Genomic DNA, 21,494 nt, shown 5'->3' with positions numbered 1-21,494 from the left:
CCTGCGATTTTCGGGTAAAAAACAACATATACCCTCAAAGCGCAATTGTCACCCTTTCAGAGGCCTAAAACCCCTGTCCGGAAAACCGAAGTCGCACATTATAACGATTTCGTAGCATTTGGCAGCTAAATACTGGTCTTATCAGGGAAGATTATCAACCGCTATCCGAAAAAGATTCGCGGTTGATAAATAATCTGCGGGAAAACGCACAGTTTCGTGAACTATCGCAACCACTGGCGGAACTTCTTGTAACGCCACGCTAAAAGGGCCAGGGCCAGCAGGGCGTAGATGACCGGCTGAGGGGATAAAATCTTCACCGACCACAGGTAATGAATAGGGGCGAGGATCGCGACAAGATAGACGAAGTTGTGCAGCAGTTGCCAGCGTCGACCCAGTTTTCGCTGCGCATACTGCGTGGATGTCAGCGTCAGCGCCAGTAAAACCAGCCAGCTTACGATACCCAGCGTCAAATAGGGACGCGTCACCAGTTCGCTGCCAAGGAGTGCCAGGTTGTTAATGCCCAGTTCCAGCAGGGCGTAGCTGGTGAGATGCAGCGTCGCCCAGGCAAAACACCATAGCCCTAAAAGCCGACGGGTGCGTAACAATAATGGCTGTTTAGCGTAGCGCGCCAGCGGTGAGACGAGCAAGGTCGCCAGCAAAAATTTCAGAGCCATCCGACCCGTAAAATGCTGAATATCTTTCGCCGGATCGGCACTGAACTGTCCCTGGCTGGCTGCCCAGAAGAGCCAGATAAAGGGGAGCAATCCGGCTAAATGCAGGAGTACCTTCAGGCAGGTTATCTGCTTTGCCGTTAAACGCACTTAGAAGTTCTCCCGTAAATTCAGCCCACGGTAGAGGGATGCCACCTCATCCGCATAGCCGTTAAACAGCAGCGTTGGCTGGCGTTTAACATCCAGCGCGCCGCCGGAGCCGATAAAACGTTCCGTCGCCTGCGACCAGCGCGGATGGTCAACGTGCGGGTTAACGTTGGCAAAAAAACCATACTCGTCAGGCGCTGCCAGGTTCCAGGTGGTGGGGGGGCGTTCACGGGTGAGCTTAATGCTGACGATCGATTTGATGCCCTTGAAACCGTATTTCCACGGTACGGTCAGGCGAATGGGCGCCCCGTTTTGCGGCGGCAGCGCTTTGCCGTAAACCCCGACGGTGAGCAGCGTAAGCGGATGCATGGCTTCGTCGAGACGTAAACCTTCAACGTAGGGATACTCCAGCCCGCCGCCGATAAACCGATCCTTCTGGCCTGGCATCTCGTCCGGGGCGTAGCGCGTCTGGAAGGAAACATACTTCGCGTTGCTGGTGGGCTCAACCAGCGCCAGCAGTTTATGCAAAGGGAAACCTACCCACGGCACCACCATCGACCAGGCTTCCACACAGCGCATACGGTAAATGCGTTCTTCAAGTGGGAAGCGGGTGGTGAGGTCATGATGATCCAGCGTCAGCGGTTTTGCCACCTCGCCATCTATCTTCAGCGTCCAGGGATCGGTTTTCATGCTCCCGGCGTTGGCGGCAGGATCGGCCTTATCGAGACCAAACTCATAGAAGTTGTTATAGCCGGTGACTTTATCTTCCGGCGTCAGCGCCAGTTTATTCTGCCACTGCGCCGGTTTGGTGAAGTTAAGCGGTGCGCCGGAGGGGGCTTTCGTGCGATCGTTGCCCTTAAACCAGTCGAGCAGATCGGCATGGGCCGCAGGGGTGAGCGTCAGGGCGGTGGCGCTGATGCCAAGCATTTTCAGGATCTGGCGGCGCTGTAGCATAAAGACAGATTCAGACGTTACGTCGGCTTCCGTCAGTTTTCGGGTTTTCATGGCATCCTCCGTCAGGCGTTTTTCTAAGCATGACGGAGGAGGAGGGTTAGCGCGAATATGTCACGAAAATTTGAAGATTAGGCGATTTTAACCAGCGCACGACCGTGGAACTGATTGTCCATGATTTTACTGGCGAACTCTGGCGCCTGGCTCAGGGTAATCTCAGTGGCGCTCTGGTCAAAGAATGAGGCTGGCAGATCCTGCACCAGACGTTCCCAGGCCTCAGCTCGCCGCTCGGCTGGGGTCATGACCGAATCGACACCCTGAAGACGCACGTTACGCAGAATAAATGGCATCACCGTCGTCGGCAGGGCAAAACCGCCCGCCAGACCACAGGCCGCCACGCAGCCGCCGTAATTCATTTGCGCCAGCACCTTCGCCAGCACTTTGTCGCCGACGGTATCTACTGCGCCAGCCCAGACCTGTTTTTCCAGCGGGCGGGTCTCGGCAAATTCGTCGCGGCTCAGAATGCGGCTTGCGCCCAATTGACGTAGATAATCATGCGTACTTTCGCGGCCTGAGACGGCAGCAACCTGATACCCCAGCTTGTGCAGCAGCGTGACGGCCGTGCTGCCCACGCCGCCGCTGGCGCCGGTGACGACAATTTCGCCAGAGTCAGGGCGGATCCCGGCCTCTTCCAGCGCCATCACGCACAGCATGGCGGTGAAACCTGCCGTGCCGATGATCATCGCCTTACGACCGTCCAGGCCTTTCGGCATCGGGACCAGCCAGTCACCTTTTACGCGCGCCTGCGCTGCCAGTCCGCCCCAGTGGTTTTCACCTACGCCCCAGCCGGTGAGCAGCACCTGCTGTCCGGCGTGAAAACGTGGATCTTCACTGGTATGTACGCGGCCTGCAAAGTCGATTCCTGGCACCATCGGGAAATTTCGGATGATTTTACCTTTTCCCGTAATGGCCAGCGCATCCTTATAGTTCAGGCTGGACCAGTCGATATCTACGGTCACGTCGCCCTCCGGCAGGCGGCTCTCCTCGATGGCTTGCACTGAGGCAACGGTTTTGCCGTCCTGCTGTTCTAAGATCAAAGCCTGCATACTGGGTCCTCACTAGGTTTGATGATGGGAAAATATGTTCTGATGACTATACTCGCTCAATGAAACGCAGTGCCGATTTAACGCAATAAATTGCCAGATACGCCAGGTTTGGTAGTATGCCGCATTTGAAATGCAAGTTAGTGCTCACTTGCACCCCCTTCAACCCACGGAGTAATCTCAAGGATGCGATTAACGACGAAGTTCTCAGCTTTTATCACCTTGCTGACGGGGCTGACCATATTTGTCACGCTAATCGGCTGCTCGCTGAGCTTTTACAATGCCATCCAGGATAAGCTGGTTAACCGGGTTGAATCGGTTGCATCGGTTATCGACACTCGCCTGATTGCAACCTCCTTCCCGGCGCTTTCGCGTGAGCTGGATGAGTTAATGGTGCCTGTGGATATCGTGCAGATCGACATTAAACAGGGGAAGCAGACCGTTTTCAGCCATACCCGCCAGGGCAGCTATCGTCCTGCCGGCACGGTAGATCAGTATCGGGACGTCACGGTTAATTCACTTAAACATCCGGGTATGACAATTCATCTAATGTACCAGGATCCGATGAGCAACTATTTACGCTCGCTTATGACCACCGCGCCCTTAACCATCGCCGTTGCCTTTATCGTACTGCTGATTTTCCTCGCCGTTCGCTGGCAGCGTCGTCAACTTTCCGGCCAGGAGCTGCTGGAAACACGCTCCGTGCGGATACTGAATGGCGAACGGGGTCCACAGGTGCGGGGATCGGTTTATGAATGGCCATCACGCACCAGTAGCGCCCTGGACGTGTTGCTCTCCGAAATCCAGTTTGCCAGCGATCAGCGTAGCCGTATGGACACGTTGATTCGCTCTTACGCCGCGCAGGATAACAAAACGGGCCTCAACAACCGTCTCTTCTTTGATAATCAGCTGGCTACGCTTCTTGATGACCCCGAAAAGGTGGGTACGCATGGCGTGGTAATGATGATTCGCCTGCCCGACTTCGATCTGCTCCGTGATACCTGGGGTCAGCGCGTGGCGGAAGAGAACCTCTTTACGCTGATTAACCTGCTGTCCACCTTTATTATGCGCTACCCCGGCGCGTTACTGGCACGCTACCACCGCAGCGATTTTGCCGTCTTGCTGCCGCATCGCACCTTAAAAGAGTCCGAGAGTATCGCCAGCCAGCTGCTGAAAGCCGTCGATGCGCTGCCCCAGAGCAAAATGCTCGACAGAGACGATATGGTGCATATGGGCATCTGTGCCTGGCGCGGCGGTCAGTCGACGGAGCAGGTGATGGAACATGCGGAAGCGGCCACGCGTAACGCCGTATTGCAGGGGGCGAACGGCTGGGCAGTCTATGATGATACGCTGCCGGAGAAAGGGCGTGGCAACGTGCGCTGGCGAACCCTGATTGAACAGATGCTGAGCCGGGGCGGACCGCGCATCTATCAAAAACCGGCGGTCATGAAGAATGGTCATGTTCATCATCGTGAGCTGATGTGCCGTATTTTTGATGGCACTGAAGAGGTTATCTCCGCGGAATATCTGCCCATGGTGTTGCAATTCGGATTGTCCGAAGAGTATGACCGTCAGCAAATCACCCGTCTCATTCCGTTTTTATCGTACTGGCCTGAAGAAAATCTGGCTTTACAGGTGACCGTCGAATCGCTGATCCGTCCGCGTTTCCAGCGCTGGTTACGTGACACGTTAATGCAATGCGAAAAATCGCAACGCAAACGCATTATTTTTGAACTTGCAGAGGCAGATGTAGGTCAACACATCAGCCGGTTGCGCCCGGTAGTGCGTTTAATCAATGCGCTTGGGGCTCGCGTGGCGGTAACCCAGGCGGGTTTGACGCTGGTGAGCACCCGCTGGATCAAAGAGCTGGATGTTGAATTATTGAAGCTGCATCCGGGTCTGGTAAGGAATATTGAAAAACGCACGGAAAACCAGCTGCTGGTACAAAGCCTGGTGGAAGCGTGCAAAGGAACGCAAACGCAAGTATTTGCCACAGGCGTACGTTCACGTAGTGAATGGCAGATGTTGACAGAGCGCGGCGTGACGGGCGGTCAGGGGGATTTTTTTGCCGCCTCTCAGCCGCTTGACACCAATGTGAAAAAATATTTGCAAAGATACTCTGTTTGACCTGCCGTTTACTTTGTTTTCACGTAGAATATCGCGCCTGTAGCTTTGAGTAAGACGAGCATAAAAGCCAGTGAACGACCTTTAGTGGGTTACAAGTGAAAGTGAGGGACGCTGCTGTTTACTCAGCCCTGAGGGATTCAGGGGATGAATTTGTAACAAAGGAAACGTGCTGCACTAATTTTCACCGTAGCAGACGATTTTTGCGCCTTGTCGCTGCTGCGTGTGGTTGGTAAAGTAAGCGGATTTTGTTTTCCGCCCCAGCTTTCAGGATTATCCCTTAGTATGTTGAAAAAATTTCGTGGCATGTTTTCCAATGACCTGTCCATTGACCTGGGTACCGCGAATACCCTTATTTATGTAAAAGGACAAGGCATCGTATTGAATGAGCCTTCCGTTGTGGCCATTCGTCAGGATCGTGCCGGCTCGCCAAAAAGCGTGGCCGCAGTAGGTCATGATGCGAAGCAGATGCTGGGCCGTACGCCGGGCAACATCGCCGCGATCCGCCCTATGAAAGACGGCGTTATTGCTGACTTCTTCGTGACCGAAAAAATGCTTCAGCACTTCATCAAGCAGGTTCACAGCAACAGCTTCATGCGCCCAAGCCCGCGCGTGCTGGTGTGTGTGCCGGTTGGCGCAACCCAGGTTGAACGCCGTGCGATCCGTGAATCCGCTCAGGGCGCCGGTGCGCGTGAAGTGTTCCTGATTGAAGAACCGATGGCTGCGGCAATTGGTGCGGGTCTGCCGGTTTCTGAGGCTACCGGTTCTATGGTGGTGGATATCGGTGGCGGTACCACTGAAGTGGCCGTTATCTCCCTGAACGGTGTGGTGTACTCCTCTTCCGTGCGTATCGGCGGCGACCGTTTCGACGAAGCCATCATCAATTACGTTCGCCGTAACTACGGCTCTCTGATCGGTGAAGCAACCGCAGAGCGCATCAAGCATGAAATCGGTTCTGCCTATCCGGGTGATGAAGTACGCGAGATCGAAGTTCGCGGTCGTAACCTGGCTGAAGGCGTGCCACGCGGATTCACCCTGAACTCCAACGAAATCCTGGAAGCGTTGCAGGAGCCGCTGACCGGCATCGTGAGCGCGGTGATGGTTGCGCTGGAACAGTGCCCGCCAGAGCTGGCTTCCGATATCTCCGAGCGCGGTATGGTTCTGACCGGTGGTGGTGCGCTGCTGCGTAACCTCGACCGCCTGTTAATGGAAGAGACAGGTATTCCTGTCGTAGTTGCAGAAGATCCACTGACTTGCGTCGCCCGTGGTGGTGGCAAGGCGCTGGAAATGATCGACATGCACGGCGGCGACTTGTTTAGCGAAGAGTAGTCGGGTGTGAGAGGGTAGCAATTCGCTACCCTTTCTCTCTGACGCGAGAATACGCATAGCCTATGAAGCCAATTTTTAGCCGTGGCCCGTCGCTACAGTTTCGCCTGATCCTGGCGGTTCTGGTTGCGCTCGGGGTCATTATTGCCGATAGCCGCCTCGGTACGTTCAGCCAGATCCGAACGTACATGGATACCGCCGTCAGTCCTTTCTACTTTATTTCAAATGGTCCCCGTGAACTGCTCGACTCCGTGTCGCAAACGCTCTCATCGCGTGACCAGCTCGAACTCGAAAACCGTGCGTTACGCCAGGAACTGCTGCTGAAAAATAGCGAGCTGCTGATGCTGGGGCAATATAAGCAGGAAAACGCCCGTCTGCGCGAACTGCTTGGCTCGCCGCTGCGCCAGGATGAACAGAAAATGGTCACCCAGGTGATCTCCACCGTAAACGATCCGTACAGCGATCAGGTGGTGATTGATAAAGGCAGCGTGAACGGCGTATACGAAGGTCAGCCTGTCATCAGCGATAAGGGCGTCGTGGGCCAGGTTGTGGCGGTTGCCAAACTGACCAGCCGCGTGTTGCTGATTTGCGATGCCACCCATGCACTGCCGATTCAGGTGCTGCGTAACGATATTCGCGTGATTGCCGCCGGTAATGGCTGCACGGACGATCTGCAACTGGAACACCTGCCTGCCAACACGGATATCCGCGTGGGCGACGTGCTGGTGACGTCCGGTCTGGGCGGTCGTTTCCCTGAGGGCTACCCGGTTGCGGTTGTCTCTTCCGTGAAGCTCGACACTCAGCGTGCCTACACCGTGATTCAGGCGCGTCCAACGGCCGGCTTGCAGCGTTTGCGCTACCTGTTGCTGCTGTGGGGCGCCGATCGTAACGGCGCTAACCCGATGACACCGGAAGATGTGCATCGCGTGGCCAACGAACGCCTGATGCAGATGATGCCGCAGGTGCTGCCTGCGCCGGATGCGATGGGACCACCTGCACCCGTACCGGCTCCGGCGACGGGGTTAACGCAGCCGCTGCCGGATGCGCCCCCACCGCCGCAAGTCTCGGGTGGAGGGCAGTAGTGGCCAGTTATCGTAGCCAGGGGCGCTGGGTAATCTGGCTCTCATTCCTCGTTGCACTGTTGCTGCAAATTATGCCCTGGCCGGACGACATTCTTGTTTTCCGGCCAAACTGGGTATTGCTCATTTTGCTCTACTGGATCCTTGCCCTGCCGCACCGCGTAAATGTCGGCACAGGTTTTGTGATGGGTGCCATACTGGATCTTATCAGTGGCTCTACGCTTGGCGTCCGCGCCTTATCCATGAGCATTATTGCGTATCTCGTCGCACTCAAATTCCAGCTCTTTCGTAACCTTGCGCTCTGGCAACAGGCGCTGGTAGTGATGTTGTTGTCGCTCGCTGCGGATATCGTTGTTTTCTGGGCAGAGTTTTTAGTGATCAACGTCTCTTTCCGACCGGAAGTGTTCTGGAGTAGTGTAGTAAACGGTGTGCTCTGGCCGTGGCTGTTCCTGCTGATGCGTAAAATTCGCCAGCAGTTTGCCGTGCAATAAAAGGTTTCTATGACGTCTTTGTATCTTGCCTCCGGTTCTCCGCGTCGCCAGGAACTGCTCGCGCAGTTGGGTGTCTCCTTCGAACGCATCGTTACCGGTATCGAAGAAAAACGTGCTGAGGGTGAAAGCGCTCAGCAGTATGTCTCTCGTCTGGCGCGTGAAAAAGCGCAGGCGGGCGTGGCATGCGTGCCGCGTGACTTACCGGTGCTGGGTGCGGATACCATCGTTATTCTCAATGGTGAGGTGCTTGAGAAACCCCGCGACGCAGACCATGCGGCGCGGATGCTGCGTAATATGTCCGGACAAACCCATCAGGTGATGACGGCGGTAGCGCTGGCAGATAGCCAGTACGTTCTGGATTGCCTTGTGGTAACGGAAGTGACGTTCAGAGTCCTCACCGACGAGGAGATCGCCGGCTATATCGCCAGCGGTGAACCTATGGATAAAGCAGGTGCATACGGTATTCAAGGGTTGGGTGGCTGTTTTGTCAGGAAGATAAATGGCAGCTATCACTCCGTAGTCGGCTTACCGCTGGTGGAAACGTATGAGTTGCTGAGCAATTTTAACTCACTGCGTGAGGGAAGGGATAATTATGACGGCTGAATTGTTGGTAAACGTAACGCCATCGGAAACCCGTGTGGCCTACATTGATGGTGGCATTCTCCAGGAAATTCATATTGAGCGTGAAGCGCGACGCGGAATCGTAGGCAATATCTACAAAGGTCGTGTCAGTCGTGTCCTGCCGGGTATGCAGGCGGCTTTTGTAGATATTGGGCTCGATAAGGCGGCGTTTTTACATGCCTCCGATATCATGCCGCACACCGAATGTGTGGCAGGCGAAGAGCAAAAGCAATTTGCTGTGCGCGACATCTCTGAGCTGGTGCGTCAGGGCCAGGATCTGATGGTACAGGTGGTAAAAGATCCGCTTGGCACCAAAGGCGCGCGTCTGACCACCGACATCACCCTGCCTTCACGCTATCTGGTCTTTATGCCGGGGGCGTCGCACGTCGGCGTGTCACAGCGCATTGAGAGCGAAAGCGAGCGTGAGCGCCTGAAAAAGGTGGTCAGCGCCTACTGCGACGAGCAGGGCGGGTTTATTATCCGTACCGCGGCGGAAGGGATCAGCGAAGAAGATCTGGCCTCGGATGCGGCCTATCTGAAGCGCGTCTGGACCAAAGTGATGGAGCGTAAAAAACGCAACCAGACCCGCTACCGGCTGTACGGTGAGCTGGCGCTCGCTCAGCGCGTATTACGTGATTTCGCCGACGCCCAGCTTGACCGCATCCGCGTTGATTCCCGTCTGACGTACGAAGCCTTACTGGAGTTCACTGCCGAGTACATCCCGGAAATGCCGGGTCTGCTGGAGCATTACACCGGACGCCAGCCGATATTTGACCTCTATGACGTTGAAAACGAAATCCAGCGTGCGCTGGAGCGTAAGGTTGAGCTGAAATCGGGTGGCTATCTGATCATCGATCAAACCGAAGCGATGACCACCGTCGACATCAACACCGGCGCGTTTGTCGGCCATCGCAACCTCGATGACACCATCTTCAACACCAACATAGAAGCGACGCAGGCCATCGCGCGTCAGCTTCGTCTGCGTAATCTGGGCGGCATTATCATCATCGACTTTATCGATATGAACAATGAAGATCACCGCCGTCGCGTGCTGCACTCACTGGAGCAGGCGCTGAGTAAGGACCGCGTGAAAACCAGCATCAATGGCTTCTCGCAGCTCGGTCTGGTGGAAATGACCCGGAAACGGACCCGCGAAAGCGTGGAACATGTCCTGTGTAATGAGTGTCCAACCTGCCATGGACGCGGAACGGTAAAGACGGTGGAGACGGTCTGCTACGAGATCATGCGTGAGATTGTCCGTGTCCATCATGCCTACGACTCAGACCGTTTTCTGGTCTATGCTTCCCCTGCGGTGGCGGAGGCCCTGAAAGGGGAAGAGTCGCACGCGCTGGCAGAAGTGGAAATCTTTGTCGGCAAACAGGTAAAAGTGCAAATTGAGCCGCTCTATAACCAGGAGCAGTTTGACGTCGTCATGATGTAAACGCAGTTCGCTGCGAGATTTAAGGCTGACAAGGAGAGACGCGTGAGGCGATTGCCGGGGATTTTACTGCTTACAGGGGCAACGCTGGTCGTGATTGTCGCGTTGCTCGTGAGCGGGCTGCGTCTCGCCTTGCCGCATCTGGACAGCTGGCGGCCGCAGATCCTGGCAAAAATCGAATCCGCCACCGGCCTGCCGGTGGACGTGAGTCATATCGAGGCAAGCTGGCAGAACTTTGGCCCGACGCTAGATGCCCGGGATATCAGCGCCGGCCTGAAAGATGGCGGCCACCTCAAAATCAAACGCGTCACCCTGGCGCTGGATGTCTGGCAAAGCCTGCTGCATCTGCGCTGGCAGTTTCGCGATCTCACCTTCTGGCAACTTCAGCTGATGACTAACACGCCGCTGCGAAGCGGCGACAGCGATCGGGGGCTGGAAACCAGCCGTATCAGCGATCTGTTCCTGCGGCAGTTCGATCATTTCGATCTGCGTGACAGCGAAGTGAGCTTTATTACTCTTTCCGGCCAGCGCGCTGAGCTGGCGATCCCACAGCTGACATGGTTAAACGGGAAAGATCGCCACCGCGCCGAGGGGCAGGTGAATCTCTCCAGCCTGAACGGGCAGCACGGCGTTATGCAGGTGCGGATGGATCTGCGTGACGACAATGGCTTGCTGAACAACGGCAGGGTGTGGCTACAGGCGGACGACGTGGACGTGAAGCCGTGGCTCGGTGAGTGGCTACAGCAGAACATGCAGCTGGAGACCGCGCGCTTCAGCCTGGAAGGCTGGATGACCCTGACGAACGGGACGTTCGCCAGCGGCGATATCTGGCTTAAGCAGGGGGGCGCGAGCTGGAAAGGGGAAAACCATCAGCATCAACTTTCCGTCGATAACCTCACCGCACACGTGACGCAGGATAAAGGCGGCTGGCAGTTCGCTATACCGGATACGCGCATCTCCATGGATAACAAACCCTGGCCGCGCGGCGCGCTGACGCTGGCGTGGATGCCGGAGCAGGACGTCGGCGGGATAAACGGTAAACGCAGCGACGAGCTGCGTATCCGCGCCAGTAACCTGGATCTGACGGCGATCGAAGGGCTGCGTTCAATGGCCGCAAAACTCTCCCCGGAGCTGGGCGAAATCTGGCTGGCGACGCAGCCGAGCGGGCAGATAAACCGGCTGGCGCTGGATATTCCGCTCCAGGCTACGGAAAAGACGCGTTTTCAGGCGGCATGGAAAAATCTCGCATGGAAACAGTGGAAACTGCTGCCGGGTGCCGAGCACTTCAGCGGTAAACTGGAAGGAAGCGTGGAAAACGGCAGGCTGACGGCAGAAATGCAGGACGCGAAAATGCCGTACGAAACGGTCTTCCGTGCGCCACTGGAGATCGAAAAGGGAAATGCCACCCTCAACTGGCTGAAGAATGACAAAGGTTTTCAGCTCGATGGCCGCGATATCGATGTGAAAGCCAAAGCGGTACATGCCCGCGGTAATTTCCGTTATCTACAGCCTGAAGGCGATGAGCCGTGGTTGGGTATTCTGGCGGGCATCAGCACGGATGACGGTTCGCAGGCGTGGCGCTACTTCCCGGAAAACCTGATGGGGAAAGCGCTGGTGGACTATCTCAGCGGCGCTATTCAGGGCGGCCAGGCGGATAACGCCACGCTGGTCTACGGCGGCAACCCGCACCTGTTCCCGTATAAGCACAACGAAGGCCAGTTCCAGGTTCTGGTGCCTCTACGCAACGCCACCTATGCCTTCCAGCCGGACTGGCCGGCGCTGAAGAATCTGGATATTGAACTCAACTTCCTGAATGACGGCCTGTGGATGAAGACGGACAGCGTTGCGCTGGGCGGCGTAACGGCAAGCAACCTGACGGCAAACATCCCGGATTACTCCAAAGAGAAACTGCTGATTGATGCGGATATTAAGGGGCCAGGTAAAGCGGTTGGCCCGTACTTTGAAGATACGCCGCTGAATGACTCCCTGGCAGCCACCCTTCAGCAGTTGCAGTTAGATGGCGATGTGAATGCTCGCTTACATCTGGATATCCCGCTGGACGGTGAAATGACCACCGCCAAAGGCGACGTTCGCCTTAATAACAACAGCCTCTATATCAAGCCGCTGGACAGCACGCTGAAAAACCTCAGCGGTCAGTTCAGCTTTGTTAACGGCACGCTGAAAAGTGAGCCGCTGAAAGCGACCTGGTTCAATCAACCCGTCAATATCGATTTCTCCACCACCGAGGGCGATAAAGCCTACCAGGTGGCGGTCAATTTGGACGCGAACTGGCAGCCGTCACGCATGGATGTTCTGCCGAAGCCGATTGAGAATGCGGTGGACGGCGCGGTGTCATGGAATGGCAAGGTCGCCATCGACCTGCCTTATCATGCCGGTGCGCGCTATAACGTCGACATTACGGGCGATCTGAAAAACCTCAGCAGCCAACTTCCCGCGCCGCTGAATAAGAAAAGCGGTGAAGCATTGCCCGTCAACGTTAAGGTTGCGGGCAACCTTAACAGCTTCGATTTAACCGGAAACGCTGGTGGAACAAACCACTTCAACAGCCGCTGGCTGCTTAACCACAAGCTGACGCTGGACAGAGCGATCTGGACGACGGACAGCCGTACCACGCCGCCGCTGCCGGAGCAGGCGGGCGTTGAACTGAATCTCCCGCCGATGGATGGCGCAGAGTGGCTGGCACTGTTCCAGAAAGGTGTCGGGCAAAACGTCGACCAAACGGCGCAGTTCCCGCAGTCCATTACCTTGCGCACGCCTGCGCTGACGCTGGGCGGGCAGCAGTGGAACAACCTGAGTATTGTCTCCCGGCCGACGGTAAACGGCTCAAAGGTCGAGGCGCAGGGGCGTGAGATCAACGGTTCGTTGACCATGCGCGATCACGCGCCATGGCAGGCGGCTATCCGTTATCTCTATTACAATCCGACCTTTACGGCGTCTAAAGCAGAGTCGACAAGCGCTTCTCCTGTCAGTGGCAGTGGGAGGTCGCGCGTGGATTTCAGCGGCTGGCCCGATCTCCAGTTGCGCTGTGCGGAGTGCTGGCTGTGGGGGCAAAAATATGGCCGTATCGACGGTGATTTTGCTATTCAGGGCAATACGCTGAGCCTCTCTGGTGGGCTGGTGGATACCGGCTTTGGCCGCATGACTGCCGCTGGCGAATGGGTGAACAAACCGGGTGAACAGCGCACCTCGCTGAAAGGCGATATTAAAGGCAACAAGCTGGACGCCGCAGCTAACTTCTTCGGCATTAGCACGCCGCTTCGCGGATCGTCCTTCGATGTGAATTACGATCTGCACTGGCGCGCAGCGCCATGGACACCCGATGAAGCTTCGCTTAACGGCATCCTGAAAACCCACTTCGGTAAGGGTGAGATTGCCGATGTGAGCACGGGGCGCGCCGGGCAGATCCTGCGTCTGCTGAGTTTTGACGCGTTGCTGCGCAAGCTGCGCTTCGACTTTAGCGACACCTTCAGCGAAGGTTTCTACTACGATTCCATTCGCAGCACGGCGTGGATCAAAGACGGCGTTCTGCACACCGACGACACGCTGGTGGACGGCCTGGAAGCGGATATCGCGATGAAAGGGTCAGTGGATCTCGTGCGCCGCGAGCTGGATATGGAAGCCGTGGTGGCGCCGGAGATTTCCGCAAGCGTGGGCGTTGCGGCAGCCTTTGTGGTCAATCCGATCGTCGGGGCGGCGGTGTTTGCGGCCAGTAAAGTGCTGGGACCGCTCTGGAGCAAAGTCTCGATTCTGCGCTATCGCATCACCGGGCCGGTTGATAAACCACAGATTAATGAGGTGCTGCGCCAGCCGCGCAAAGAAGCACAGCAATGATTTGACGTGGGCAGTTAATTGCCTCACTCTCAATAAATACGATCTTTATACCGCCACGGGCGGCAACGAACGAGTAGCAATAGATGAGTCTGAACCTGGTAAGTGAACATTTGCTCGCAGCGAACGGCCTGAGCCATCAGGACCTGTTCTCCATTCTTGGTCAACTGACCGAACGCCGCCTCGACTACGGCGATCTCTATTTCCAGTCGAGCTATCACGAATCCTGGGTTTTAGAAGACAGCATCATTAAAGATGGCTCTTATAACATTGACCAGGGCGTCGGCGTGCGCGCCGTCAGCGGCGAAAAAACCGGTTTTGCCTATGCAGACCAGATAAGCCTGGCCGCGCTGGAGCAGAGCGCGCAGGCGGCGCGAACCATTGTGCGCGATACGGGCGACGGACGGGTGAAAACGCTGGGTGAAGTGCAGCACGCTGCGCTCTATACCAGCATCGACCCGCTGCAAAGCATGAGCCGCGAAGAGAAGCTGGACATCCTGCGTCGCGTGGACAAAGTGGCTCGCGCGGCGGATAAACGCGTGCAGGAAGTCTCTGCCAGCCTAACCGGTGTTTATGAACTGATCCTGGTGGCGGCGACGGACGGTACCCTGGCGGCGGATGTTCGCCCGCTGGTGCGTCTCTCTATCAGCGTGCAGGTTGAAGACGACGGCAAGCGCGAGCGCGGCTCCAGCGGTGGCGGCGGTCGTTTTGGTTATGACTGGTTCCTGGGTGATGTTGACGGCGAAGCCCGCGCGGATGCATGGGCAAAAGAAGCCGTGCGCATGGCGCTGGTCAACCTGTCTGCCGTGGCTGCACCCGCCGGTACGTTGCCGGTGGTACTGGGCGCAGGCTGGCCGGGAGTGCTGCTGCACGAAGCGGTCGGTCACGGCCTGGAAGGTGATTTCAACCGTCGCGGGACGTCCGTATTCAGCGGTCAGATGGGGCAGCTTGTCTCCTCAGAGCTGTGTACCGTGGTGGATGATGGCACCATGCTCGACCGTCGCGGCTCGATTTCTATCGACGATGAAGGTACGCCGGGTCAGTACAACGTGCTGATCGAAAACGGCGTACTGAAAGGCTACATGCAGGACAAGCTTAACGCGCGCCTGATGGGCGTTGCGCCGACGGGTAACGGCCGTCGTGAATCCTACGCACATCTGCCGATGCCGCGCATGACCAATACTTACATGCTGCCGGGCCAGTCCACGCCGCAGGAGATTATCGAATCCGTTGATTACGGTATCTTCGCGCCAAACTTTGGCGGCGGTCAGGTGGATATCACCTCCGGCAAATTTGTCTTCTCTACCTCAGAGGCGTATCTAATTGAGAAGGGCAAAGTGACCAAAGCGGTGAAGGGCGCAACCCTGATTGGCTCCGGCATTGAGGCCATGCAGCAGATTTCCATGGTCGGTAACGACCTGAAACTGGATAACGGCGTGGGCGTTTGCGGCAAAGAGGGCCAGAGCCTGCCTGTGGGCGTCGGTCAGCCTACGCTGAAAGTGGATAATCTGACGGTGGGCGGCACGGCGTAAATTTTCCCCCGCACTCTAACCCTCTCCCCAACGGGGAGAGGGGAAAAGCCTACTCTTTCCTTCTACCTCGCATGCCCTGAAACAGCTCCGCCACTTCGACAAAATAGTCCGTCAGATAGTTAATACAGACCTGCACCTTCAGCGGCAGCTTGTCCTTTTCGGTATAGAGCGCGTACACCGGACGTGGATCGGACTGGTAACGCGGGAAGAGGATCTCCAGTACGCCGCTGTTGATCTCATTGATCACCCACATCAGCGGCACGTAAGCGATCCCGGCCCCGGCGACCAGCCAGCGGGAGATCGTCATCGGATCGTTGGTGACGAAGCGGCCTTCAGGCAGCAGTTTAGTGGAAAGCCCTTCCGGCGCGATCAGTTCAAATTCGTTATCTGGCCGAACGCTGTATTCCAGCCACGAGTGGTTGCTCAGGTCGGCAGGTTTTTCCGGCACGCCATACTGTGCAAGATAGCTTTTCGACGCGCAGACCACCATCGGCATGCTGCCCAGTCGACGCGAGAACAGGCTTGAGTCCTGCAACGCGCCAACGCGGATCACCACGTCTAACCCATCGGCAATCAGGTCCGGTGCCGGAATGCCCGTTACCAGATTAACGGTTAAACCGGGATACTCTTTCAGCATTTCCGCCGTCATGGCAGCGAGAACATTTTGTGCCATAGTTGAAGAACACCCGATACGTAGCGTGCCGATAGGCGTGTTGTTAAAGGCATAGAGCTGCTCGTGAACATCCTGCACCTCATGCAGCATTCGACGGCAGCCCTGATAGTAAATTTTACCCGCTTCCGTCAGCCCGATGCTGCGGGTGCTGCGGTTGAGCAGCTTCACCTGGAGCTCATCTTCCAGTTTTGACACTGTCTGGCTAATGGATGAGACGCTCATTTGTAGCTGACGTGCTGCGGCGGTAAAAGAGCCTTGCTCAACCACTTTCGCAAAGACGGACATGCGTTTTAGACGTTCCATTATTCACTCTGGCTTAAAAGTGATTTAGATCACATATGATAGATAACAGCATAACAGTTACGTTAATATATTATTAATTACATAACGGCTGCGCCACTCTCGCCCGGCAATTCTTGCTCTCCTGCGGCGGCGCGAGCTTAAAAATCCAGTAACCTGCACTCTCTTTAATCAAGGTCAACATGAGTCTGTTTCCCGTTATCGTGGTGTTCGGTTTGTCGTTCCCACCGATATTTTTCGAGCTTCTTTTATCACTGGCGATCTTCTGGCTGGTGCGCAAGGTGCTGGTCCCTACCGGGATTTATGATTTCGTCTGGCATCCTGCATTGTTCAATACCGCGCTGTATTGCTGCCTGTTCTATTTAATATCGCGCATGTTTGTCTGAGGTTGATGTGAAAACGCTAACAAGAAAAATCTCCCGCACTGCCATCACTATGGCGCTGGTCATCCTGGCGTTCATCGCTATTTTTCGCGCCTGGGTTTATTACACCGAATCCCCGTGGACGCGCGATGCGCGTTTCAGCGCGGAGGTGGTCGCGATAGCGCCCGATGTCGCCGGTCTCATTACGGCGGTCAACGTCCACGATAACCAACTGGTGAAAAAAGATCAGGTACTGTTCACCATCGACCAGCCGCGCTATCAAAAAGCGCTGGAAGAAGCGGAAGCCGACGTGGCGTATTACAACGCGCTGGCCGCTGAAAAACGCCGTGAAGCAGGTCGCCGTAACAAGCTGGGCATCCAGGCTATGTCCCGGGAAGAGATTGACCAGTCTAATAACGTGCTGCAAACCGTGCTGCATCAGCTGGCAAAAGCGCAGGCGACGCGCGATCTGGCGAAGCTCGATCTGGAACGTACCGTTATCCGCGCCCCGTCCGATGGCTGGGTGACCAACCTCAACGTCTATGCGGGTGAGTTTATCACGCGCGGCTCAACTGCCGTGGCGCTGGTGAAACAGAACTCCTTCTACGTCCTCGCCTATATGGAAGAGACCAAGCTGGAAGGCGTACGTCCGGGCTATCGCGCCGAAATCACGCCGCTCGGCAGCAACCGGGTCCTGAAGGGAACCGTGGACAGCGTGGCCGCGGGGGTGACCAACTCCAGCAGTACCAATGATACAAAAGGGATGGCGACCGTCGATTCTAACCTCGAGTGGGTTCGCCTGGCGCAGCGCGTACCGGTACGCATTCGTCTGGATGAGCAGCAAAGCAACCTCTGGCCCGCAGGCACCACCGCGACGGTGGTGATCACAGGTGAAAAAGACCGTGATGCCAGCCAGGATTCTATCTTCCGTCAAATCGCCCATCGCCTGCGCGAGTTTGGTTGATCGCTATGGGCATTTTTTCCATCGCCAGCCAGCACATCCGCTTCGCCGTGAAGCTGGCATGCGCCATTGTGCTGGCGCTGTTTGTTGGCTTCCATTTCCAGCTTGAAACACCGCGCTGGGCCGTTCTGACCGCCGCGATCGTCGCCGCCGGTCCTGCCTTCGCGGCGGGTGGCGAACCTTACTCCGGGGCAATTCGCTATCGCGGGATGCTGCGTATTATCGGCACCTTTATCGGCTGTATCGCCGCCCTGACCATTTTCATCCTGATGATCCGCACGCCGCTGCTGATGCTGATTGTGTGCTGTATCTGGGCAGGTTTTTGCACCTGGGTCTCTTCGCTGGTGAAGGTGGAGAACTCGTACGCCTGGGGTCTGGCGGGGTATACCGCGCTGATTATTATCATCACCATTCAGAGTGAACCGCTGCTTGCTCCGCAGTTCGCCGTCGAACGTTGTAGCGAGATTGTCATTGGTATCGTCTGCGCGATTGTCGCAGATCTGCTCTTCTCTCCGCGATCCATCAAGCAGGAAGTCGATCGTGAGCTGGACGCGCTGATTGTTGCTCAGTACCAGCTTATGCAGCTGTGCATTAAGCACGGCGACAGCGAAGAGGTCGACAAGGCCTGGAGCGCGCTGGTGCGCCGCACGCAGGCGCTGGAAGGGATGCGCAGTAATCTCAACATGGAGTCTTCCCGCTGGGAGCGGGCCAATCGTCGTCTGAAAGCGATCAATACCGTCTCGTTAACGCTGATCACCCAGGCGTGTGAAACCTACCTGATTCAGAACACCCGCCCCGAAGTGGTAACGGATACTTTCCGCGAACTGTTTGATGAGCCCGTGGAGACGGTGCAGGACGTGCATCGACAGCTTAAACGCATGCGTCGTGTGATTGCCTGGACAGGAGAACGGGATACGCCAGTCACCATTTATACCTGGGTTGGCGCCGCAACGCGCTACCTGCTCCTGAAACGCGGCGTGATTAGCAACACCAAAATCAGTGCGGCGGAAGAAGAGGTATTGCAGGGCGAAGTGGTGATCAAACCGGAATCCGCCGAGCGCCACCATGCGATGGTTAACTTCTGGCGTACCACCCTGGCCTGTATACTCGGCACGCTGTTCTGGCTGTGGACCGGCTGGACGTCCGGCAGCGGCGCGATGGTGATGATTGCCGTCGTCACCGCGCTGGCGATGCGTCTGCCCAACCCGCGCATGGTCGCGATCGATTTTCTGTACGGCACCATTGCGGCGTTACCCATTGGCGCGCTCTACTTCCTGGTGATTATCCCCTCGACGCAGCAAAGCATGCTTTTGCTCTGCATCAGCCTGGCGGTGATGGCGTTCTTTATCGGGATTGAGGTACAAAAACGCCGTCTGGGATCGTTGGGTGCGCTGGCGAGCACGATTAACATCATCGTGCTGGATAACCCGATGACCTTCCATTTCAGCCAGTTCCTGGATAGCGCATTAGGTCAGCTGGTGGGCTGTTTCCTGGCGATGATGGTGATCCTGCTGGTGCGGGATAACTCTCAGGCGCGGACAGGGCGTGTGCTGCTGAATCAGTTTGTGTCGGCCGCCGTATCGTCATTGACTACCAACACCGCGCGGCGCAAGGAGAACCACCTGCCGGCGCTCTATCAGCAGCTGTTCCTGTTGCTGAATAAATTCCCGGGCGATGTCGCCCGCTTCCGCCTGGCGTTAATCATGATTATCGCGCACCAGCGTCTGCGGAACGCGCCAGTGCCGATCAACGATGATTTGTCCGCCTACCACCGCCAGCTACGGCGAACGGCGGACCATGTGATATCGGCATCGAGTGATGACAAACGTCGCCGCTACTTTAAGCAACTGCTGGAGGAACTGGATATCTACCAGGAGAAACTGCGGATCTGGGAAGCGCCGCCGCAGGTTACCGAGCCGGTAGAGCGGCTGGTGTTTATGCTGCACCGCTACCAGAATGCGCTGACAGACAGCTAACGAAGAGAAAACCGACGCCAAAAGCGTCGGTTTTTTTGTGGCTATACTTATTCTTGCAGGTTCAAACATTCAGGAAGGGAGGACACATGACAACCCAGGCTCTTCAGGACAGTATTCTTTTTCAGACCGGGTATCTGGTTAACGGTATCTGGAAAACACTCGACACCACGTTTGATGTGCTAAACCCGGCCACGGGCGAGGTGGTCGCGAAAGTGGCGAAAGCAGGGAAAGTCGAAACCGAAGAGGCCATTGCGGCCGCGACGAAGGCCTTTCCCGCATGGCGCGCAAAAACGGCAAAAGAGCGTTCCGCGATCCTCTATCGCTGGTATGAACTGATTATCGAGAACAAAAGCTGGCTCGGGCGGCTGATGACTACCGAGCAGGGCAAGCCGCTGAAAGAGGCTGAGGGTGAGGTGGACTACGCTGCCAGCTTCATTCAGTGGTTTGCCGAGCAGGCCAAGCGCGCCAACGGTGAAATCATTCCTCCGGTTAAACCCGGCTCCCGTATTCTGGCCACTCGTGAACCTGTCGGGGTGGTTGCTGCTATTACGCCATGGAACTTCCCGATGGCTATGCTCACCCGTAAGCTCGGCCCGGCGCTGGCAGCAGGATGTACCGGCGTCATCAAGCCTGCAAACAACACGCCGCTGAGCGCCTTTGCGCTGCTGACGCTGGCGAAGCAGGCCGGTGTGCCGGACGGTGTGCTGAATGCGGTCGCGGGGAGCACCTCAGAAATTAGCGACGCCATTATGGCCAGCCATGACGTGCGCAAAATCTCGTTTACCGGATCAACCGCCGTCGGGAAAACGCTGGTTCGCAATTCCGCAGAGACCATGAAAAAGGTATCGATGGAGCTGGGCGGTAATGCGCCATATATCGTTTTCGAGGACGCGGATATTGAGGCCGCCGTCAAAGGCGCGATCGCCAATAAGTTCCGTAACGCTGGGCAGGTCTGCGTCAGCGTAAACCGTTTCTATATTCAGGAGACGGTCTATGACAAGTTTGTCAATCAACTTGCCGATGCGGTGAAGGCGCTGAAGGTGGGGAACGGTCTGGACGAGGGCGTCGTTGTCGGCCCGCTGATTGAGCCTTCGGCTGTCGAAAAAGTCCGTGAGCACGTCGAAGATGCGGTAGCGAAGGGCGCCACGGTGCTGGCTGGGGGTAAACCGCACGAACTTGGCGGCAACTTCTGGATGCCAACCGTACTCGGTGACTGCCATGAAGGCATGAAGCTGGCAGAAGAGGAGACCTTTGGTCCCGTTGCCGCCTGCTTCCGCTTCACGTCGGAAGACGAAGTGGTTATGCGCGCTAACAATACGCCTTACGGGCTGGCAGCCTACTTTTATACCCAGAATCTCTCGCGCGTGTTCCGCGTCTCGCAGGCCATTGAGAGCGGCATGATCGGAATTAACGAATGTGCTGTCTCGACCGAACTGGGTCCGTTTGGGGGCGTAAAAGAGTCCGGGCTGGGCCGCGAAGGTTCCGTGCTGGGGCTGGAGGAGTTTCTGGAAGTCAAAACCCTGCATATCGGGGGATTATAATAGACAGGGCGGCATTTGCCGCCCGCCTGTACCGGGTGGCTGGCAATGAAAATTTATACCTTTGATTTTGACGAAATTGAGAGTCAGGAAGACTTCTATCGCGAGTTTATTCGGGCGTTCGACCTGGAGCGGGGCAGCGTAAGCAATCTTGATATGCTGTGGGATGTGGTTACCGGCGATCGTCTGCCGTTACCGCTGGAAATCGAATTTACCCATCTGCCTGAAAAACTACGCAGACGCTTTGGCGCATTGATTTTATTGTTTGATGAAGCGGAGGAGGAGCTGGAAGGGCAACTGCGTTTCAACGTGCGCCAGTGATAAAAAAGCCCCTGACCGGGAGGTCAGGGGC

General features: G+C 56.4%; 17 protein-coding genes. 13 read left to right on the top strand and 4 right to left on the bottom strand.

Features of this window, described 5'->3' with window-relative positions; translation table 11 throughout:
* Positions 1 to 221 precede the first annotated feature (221 nt).
* The 3 genes from msrQ to IMQ56_RS21710 form a co-directional block, all read right to left on the bottom strand.
* Entirely contained in the window at positions 222 to 821 is a 600-nt protein-coding gene (gene msrQ / locus IMQ56_RS21720) for a protein-methionine-sulfoxide reductase heme-binding subunit MsrQ (protein WP_196063918.1), read from the bottom strand.
* The gene (msrP, locus tag IMQ56_RS21715) at positions 822 to 1,823 is read right to left on the bottom strand and encodes a protein-methionine-sulfoxide reductase catalytic subunit MsrP (RefSeq protein WP_045341570.1); all 1,002 of its coding nucleotides are present in this window, start codon (positions 1,821 to 1,823) and stop codon (positions 822 to 824) included.
* A gap of 77 nt (positions 1,824 to 1,900) precedes the next feature.
* Positions 1,901 to 2,875: an acryloyl-CoA reductase gene (locus IMQ56_RS21710; RefSeq protein ID WP_017382706.1), complete on the bottom strand. Its 975-nt coding sequence runs from the start codon at positions 2,873 to 2,875 to the stop codon at positions 1,901 to 1,903.
* Between the two features lie 183 nt (positions 2,876 to 3,058).
* Here IMQ56_RS21710 and csrD point away from each other — a divergent pair, with 183 nt between their 5' ends.
* The 8 genes from csrD to tldD all read left to right on the top strand — a co-directional run bounded on the left by csrD (position 3,059) and on the right by tldD (position 15,332).
* Positions 3,059 to 4,999 carry an RNase E specificity factor CsrD gene (gene csrD / locus IMQ56_RS21705; protein ID WP_032669091.1) on the top strand — a complete coding sequence of 647 codons (1,941 nt, stop codon included), beginning with the start codon at positions 3,059 to 3,061 and terminating at the stop codon, positions 4,997 to 4,999.
* Between the two features lie 282 nt (positions 5,000 to 5,281).
* Positions 5,282 to 6,325, top strand: coding sequence for a rod shape-determining protein MreB (gene mreB, locus IMQ56_RS21700; protein ID WP_000913396.1), 1,044 nt, complete (start codon positions 5,282 to 5,284; stop codon positions 6,323 to 6,325).
* A 62-nt stretch (positions 6,326 to 6,387) separates the two neighbouring features.
* A complete protein-coding gene (gene mreC, locus IMQ56_RS21695) occupies positions 6,388 to 7,404 on the top strand; it encodes a rod shape-determining protein MreC (protein WP_003860400.1) in 1,017 nt (338 codons plus the stop codon).
* Complete coding sequence (gene mreD / locus IMQ56_RS21690) at positions 7,404 to 7,892, top strand: rod shape-determining protein MreD (protein ID WP_003860402.1); 489 nt, start codon at positions 7,404 to 7,406, stop codon at positions 7,890 to 7,892. The genes mreC and mreD overlap by 1 nt, the downstream gene beginning before the upstream one ends.
* 9 nt (positions 7,893 to 7,901) lie before the next feature.
* Entirely contained in the window at positions 7,902 to 8,495 is a 594-nt protein-coding gene (locus IMQ56_RS21685; RefSeq protein ID WP_196063917.1) for a nucleoside triphosphate pyrophosphatase, read from the top strand.
* Positions 8,485 to 9,954: a ribonuclease G gene (gene rng, locus IMQ56_RS21680; protein WP_003860405.1), complete on the top strand. Its 1,470-nt coding sequence runs from the start codon at positions 8,485 to 8,487 to the stop codon at positions 9,952 to 9,954. The genes IMQ56_RS21685 and rng overlap by 11 nt, the downstream gene beginning before the upstream one ends.
* A 42-nt stretch (positions 9,955 to 9,996) precedes the next feature.
* Entirely contained in the window at positions 9,997 to 13,803 is a 3,807-nt protein-coding gene (gene yhdP / locus IMQ56_RS21675; protein ID WP_196063916.1) for an AsmA2 domain-containing protein YhdP, read from the top strand.
* An 83-nt stretch (positions 13,804 to 13,886) separates the two neighbouring features.
* A complete protein-coding gene (gene tldD / locus IMQ56_RS21670) occupies positions 13,887 to 15,332 on the top strand; it encodes a metalloprotease TldD (RefSeq protein ID WP_017382710.1) in 1,446 nt (481 codons plus the stop codon).
* A 49-nt stretch (positions 15,333 to 15,381) separates the two neighbouring features.
* Here tldD and aaeR read toward each other — a convergent pair whose 3' ends face one another.
* A complete protein-coding gene (gene aaeR, locus IMQ56_RS21665; RefSeq protein ID WP_003860415.1) occupies positions 15,382 to 16,308 on the bottom strand; it encodes an HTH-type transcriptional activator AaeR in 927 nt (308 codons plus the stop codon).
* A gap of 179 nt (positions 16,309 to 16,487) precedes the next feature.
* Here aaeR and aaeX point away from each other — a divergent pair, with 179 nt between their 5' ends.
* The 5 genes from aaeX to IMQ56_RS21640 all read left to right on the top strand — a co-directional run bounded on the left by aaeX (position 16,488) and on the right by IMQ56_RS21640 (position 21,463).
* Positions 16,488 to 16,691: a p-hydroxybenzoic acid efflux pump operon protein AaeX gene (gene aaeX, locus IMQ56_RS21660; RefSeq protein ID WP_003860416.1), complete on the top strand. Its 204-nt coding sequence runs from the start codon at positions 16,488 to 16,490 to the stop codon at positions 16,689 to 16,691.
* A gap of 7 nt (positions 16,692 to 16,698) precedes the next feature.
* Positions 16,699 to 17,631, top strand: a complete 933-nt coding sequence (gene aaeA, locus IMQ56_RS21655; RefSeq protein ID WP_017382713.1) for a p-hydroxybenzoic acid efflux pump subunit AaeA — start codon at positions 16,699 to 16,701, stop codon at positions 17,629 to 17,631.
* A gap of 5 nt (positions 17,632 to 17,636) precedes the next feature.
* Positions 17,637 to 19,604 (top strand): p-hydroxybenzoic acid efflux pump subunit AaeB, encoded by a 1,968-nt coding sequence (gene aaeB / locus IMQ56_RS21650; RefSeq protein WP_196063915.1) that lies wholly within the window; start codon positions 17,637 to 17,639, stop codon positions 19,602 to 19,604.
* Positions 19,605 to 19,690: 86 nt separating this feature from the next.
* Complete coding sequence (locus IMQ56_RS21645; protein WP_196063914.1) at positions 19,691 to 21,145, top strand: NAD-dependent succinate-semialdehyde dehydrogenase; 1,455 nt, start codon at positions 19,691 to 19,693, stop codon at positions 21,143 to 21,145.
* Between the two features lie 45 nt (positions 21,146 to 21,190).
* Entirely contained in the window at positions 21,191 to 21,463 is a 273-nt protein-coding gene (locus IMQ56_RS21640; RefSeq protein WP_003860424.1) for a barstar family protein, read from the top strand.
* Positions 21,464 to 21,494: the final 31 nt, after the last annotated feature.

Source organism: Enterobacter sp. Res13-Sevr-PEC09-46, assembly GCF_015672585.1.
Lineage (GTDB): Bacteria > Pseudomonadota > Gammaproteobacteria > Enterobacterales > Enterobacteriaceae > Enterobacter > Enterobacter hormaechei_C.
This window is presented reverse-complemented; position numbering and strand designations above follow the sequence as displayed.

Bases quoted from the DNA above. Each gene is read 5' to 3' on its own strand.
- IMQ56_RS21685 (WP_196063917.1), top strand. From the start codon at position 7,902: ATGACGTCTTTGTATCTTGCCTCCGGTTCTCCGCGTCGCCAGGAACTG.
- aaeB (WP_196063915.1), top strand. From the start codon at position 17,637: ATGGGCATTTTTTCCATCGCCAGCCAGCACATCCGCTTCGCCGTGAAG.
- aaeR (WP_003860415.1), bottom strand. From the start codon at position 16,308: ATGGAACGTCTAAAACGCATGTCCGTCTTTGCGAAAGTGGTTGAGCAA.
- aaeX (WP_003860416.1), top strand. From the start codon at position 16,488: ATGAGTCTGTTTCCCGTTATCGTGGTGTTCGGTTTGTCGTTCCCACCG.
- IMQ56_RS21640 (WP_003860424.1), top strand. From the start codon at position 21,191: ATGAAAATTTATACCTTTGATTTTGACGAAATTGAGAGTCAGGAAGAC.
- mreC (WP_003860400.1), top strand. From the start codon at position 6,388: ATGAAGCCAATTTTTAGCCGTGGCCCGTCGCTACAGTTTCGCCTGATC.
- IMQ56_RS21710 (WP_017382706.1), bottom strand. From the start codon at position 2,875: ATGCAGGCTTTGATCTTAGAACAGCAGGACGGCAAAACCGTTGCCTCA.
- msrP (WP_045341570.1), bottom strand. From the start codon at position 1,823: ATGAAAACCCGAAAACTGACGGAAGCCGACGTAACGTCTGAATCTGTC.
- tldD (WP_017382710.1), top strand. From the start codon at position 13,887: ATGAGTCTGAACCTGGTAAGTGAACATTTGCTCGCAGCGAACGGCCTG.
- rng (WP_003860405.1), top strand. From the start codon at position 8,485: ATGACGGCTGAATTGTTGGTAAACGTAACGCCATCGGAAACCCGTGTG.
- mreB (WP_000913396.1), top strand. From the start codon at position 5,282: ATGTTGAAAAAATTTCGTGGCATGTTTTCCAATGACCTGTCCATTGAC.
- IMQ56_RS21645 (WP_196063914.1), top strand. From the start codon at position 19,691: ATGACAACCCAGGCTCTTCAGGACAGTATTCTTTTTCAGACCGGGTAT.
- csrD (WP_032669091.1), top strand. From the start codon at position 3,059: ATGCGATTAACGACGAAGTTCTCAGCTTTTATCACCTTGCTGACGGGG.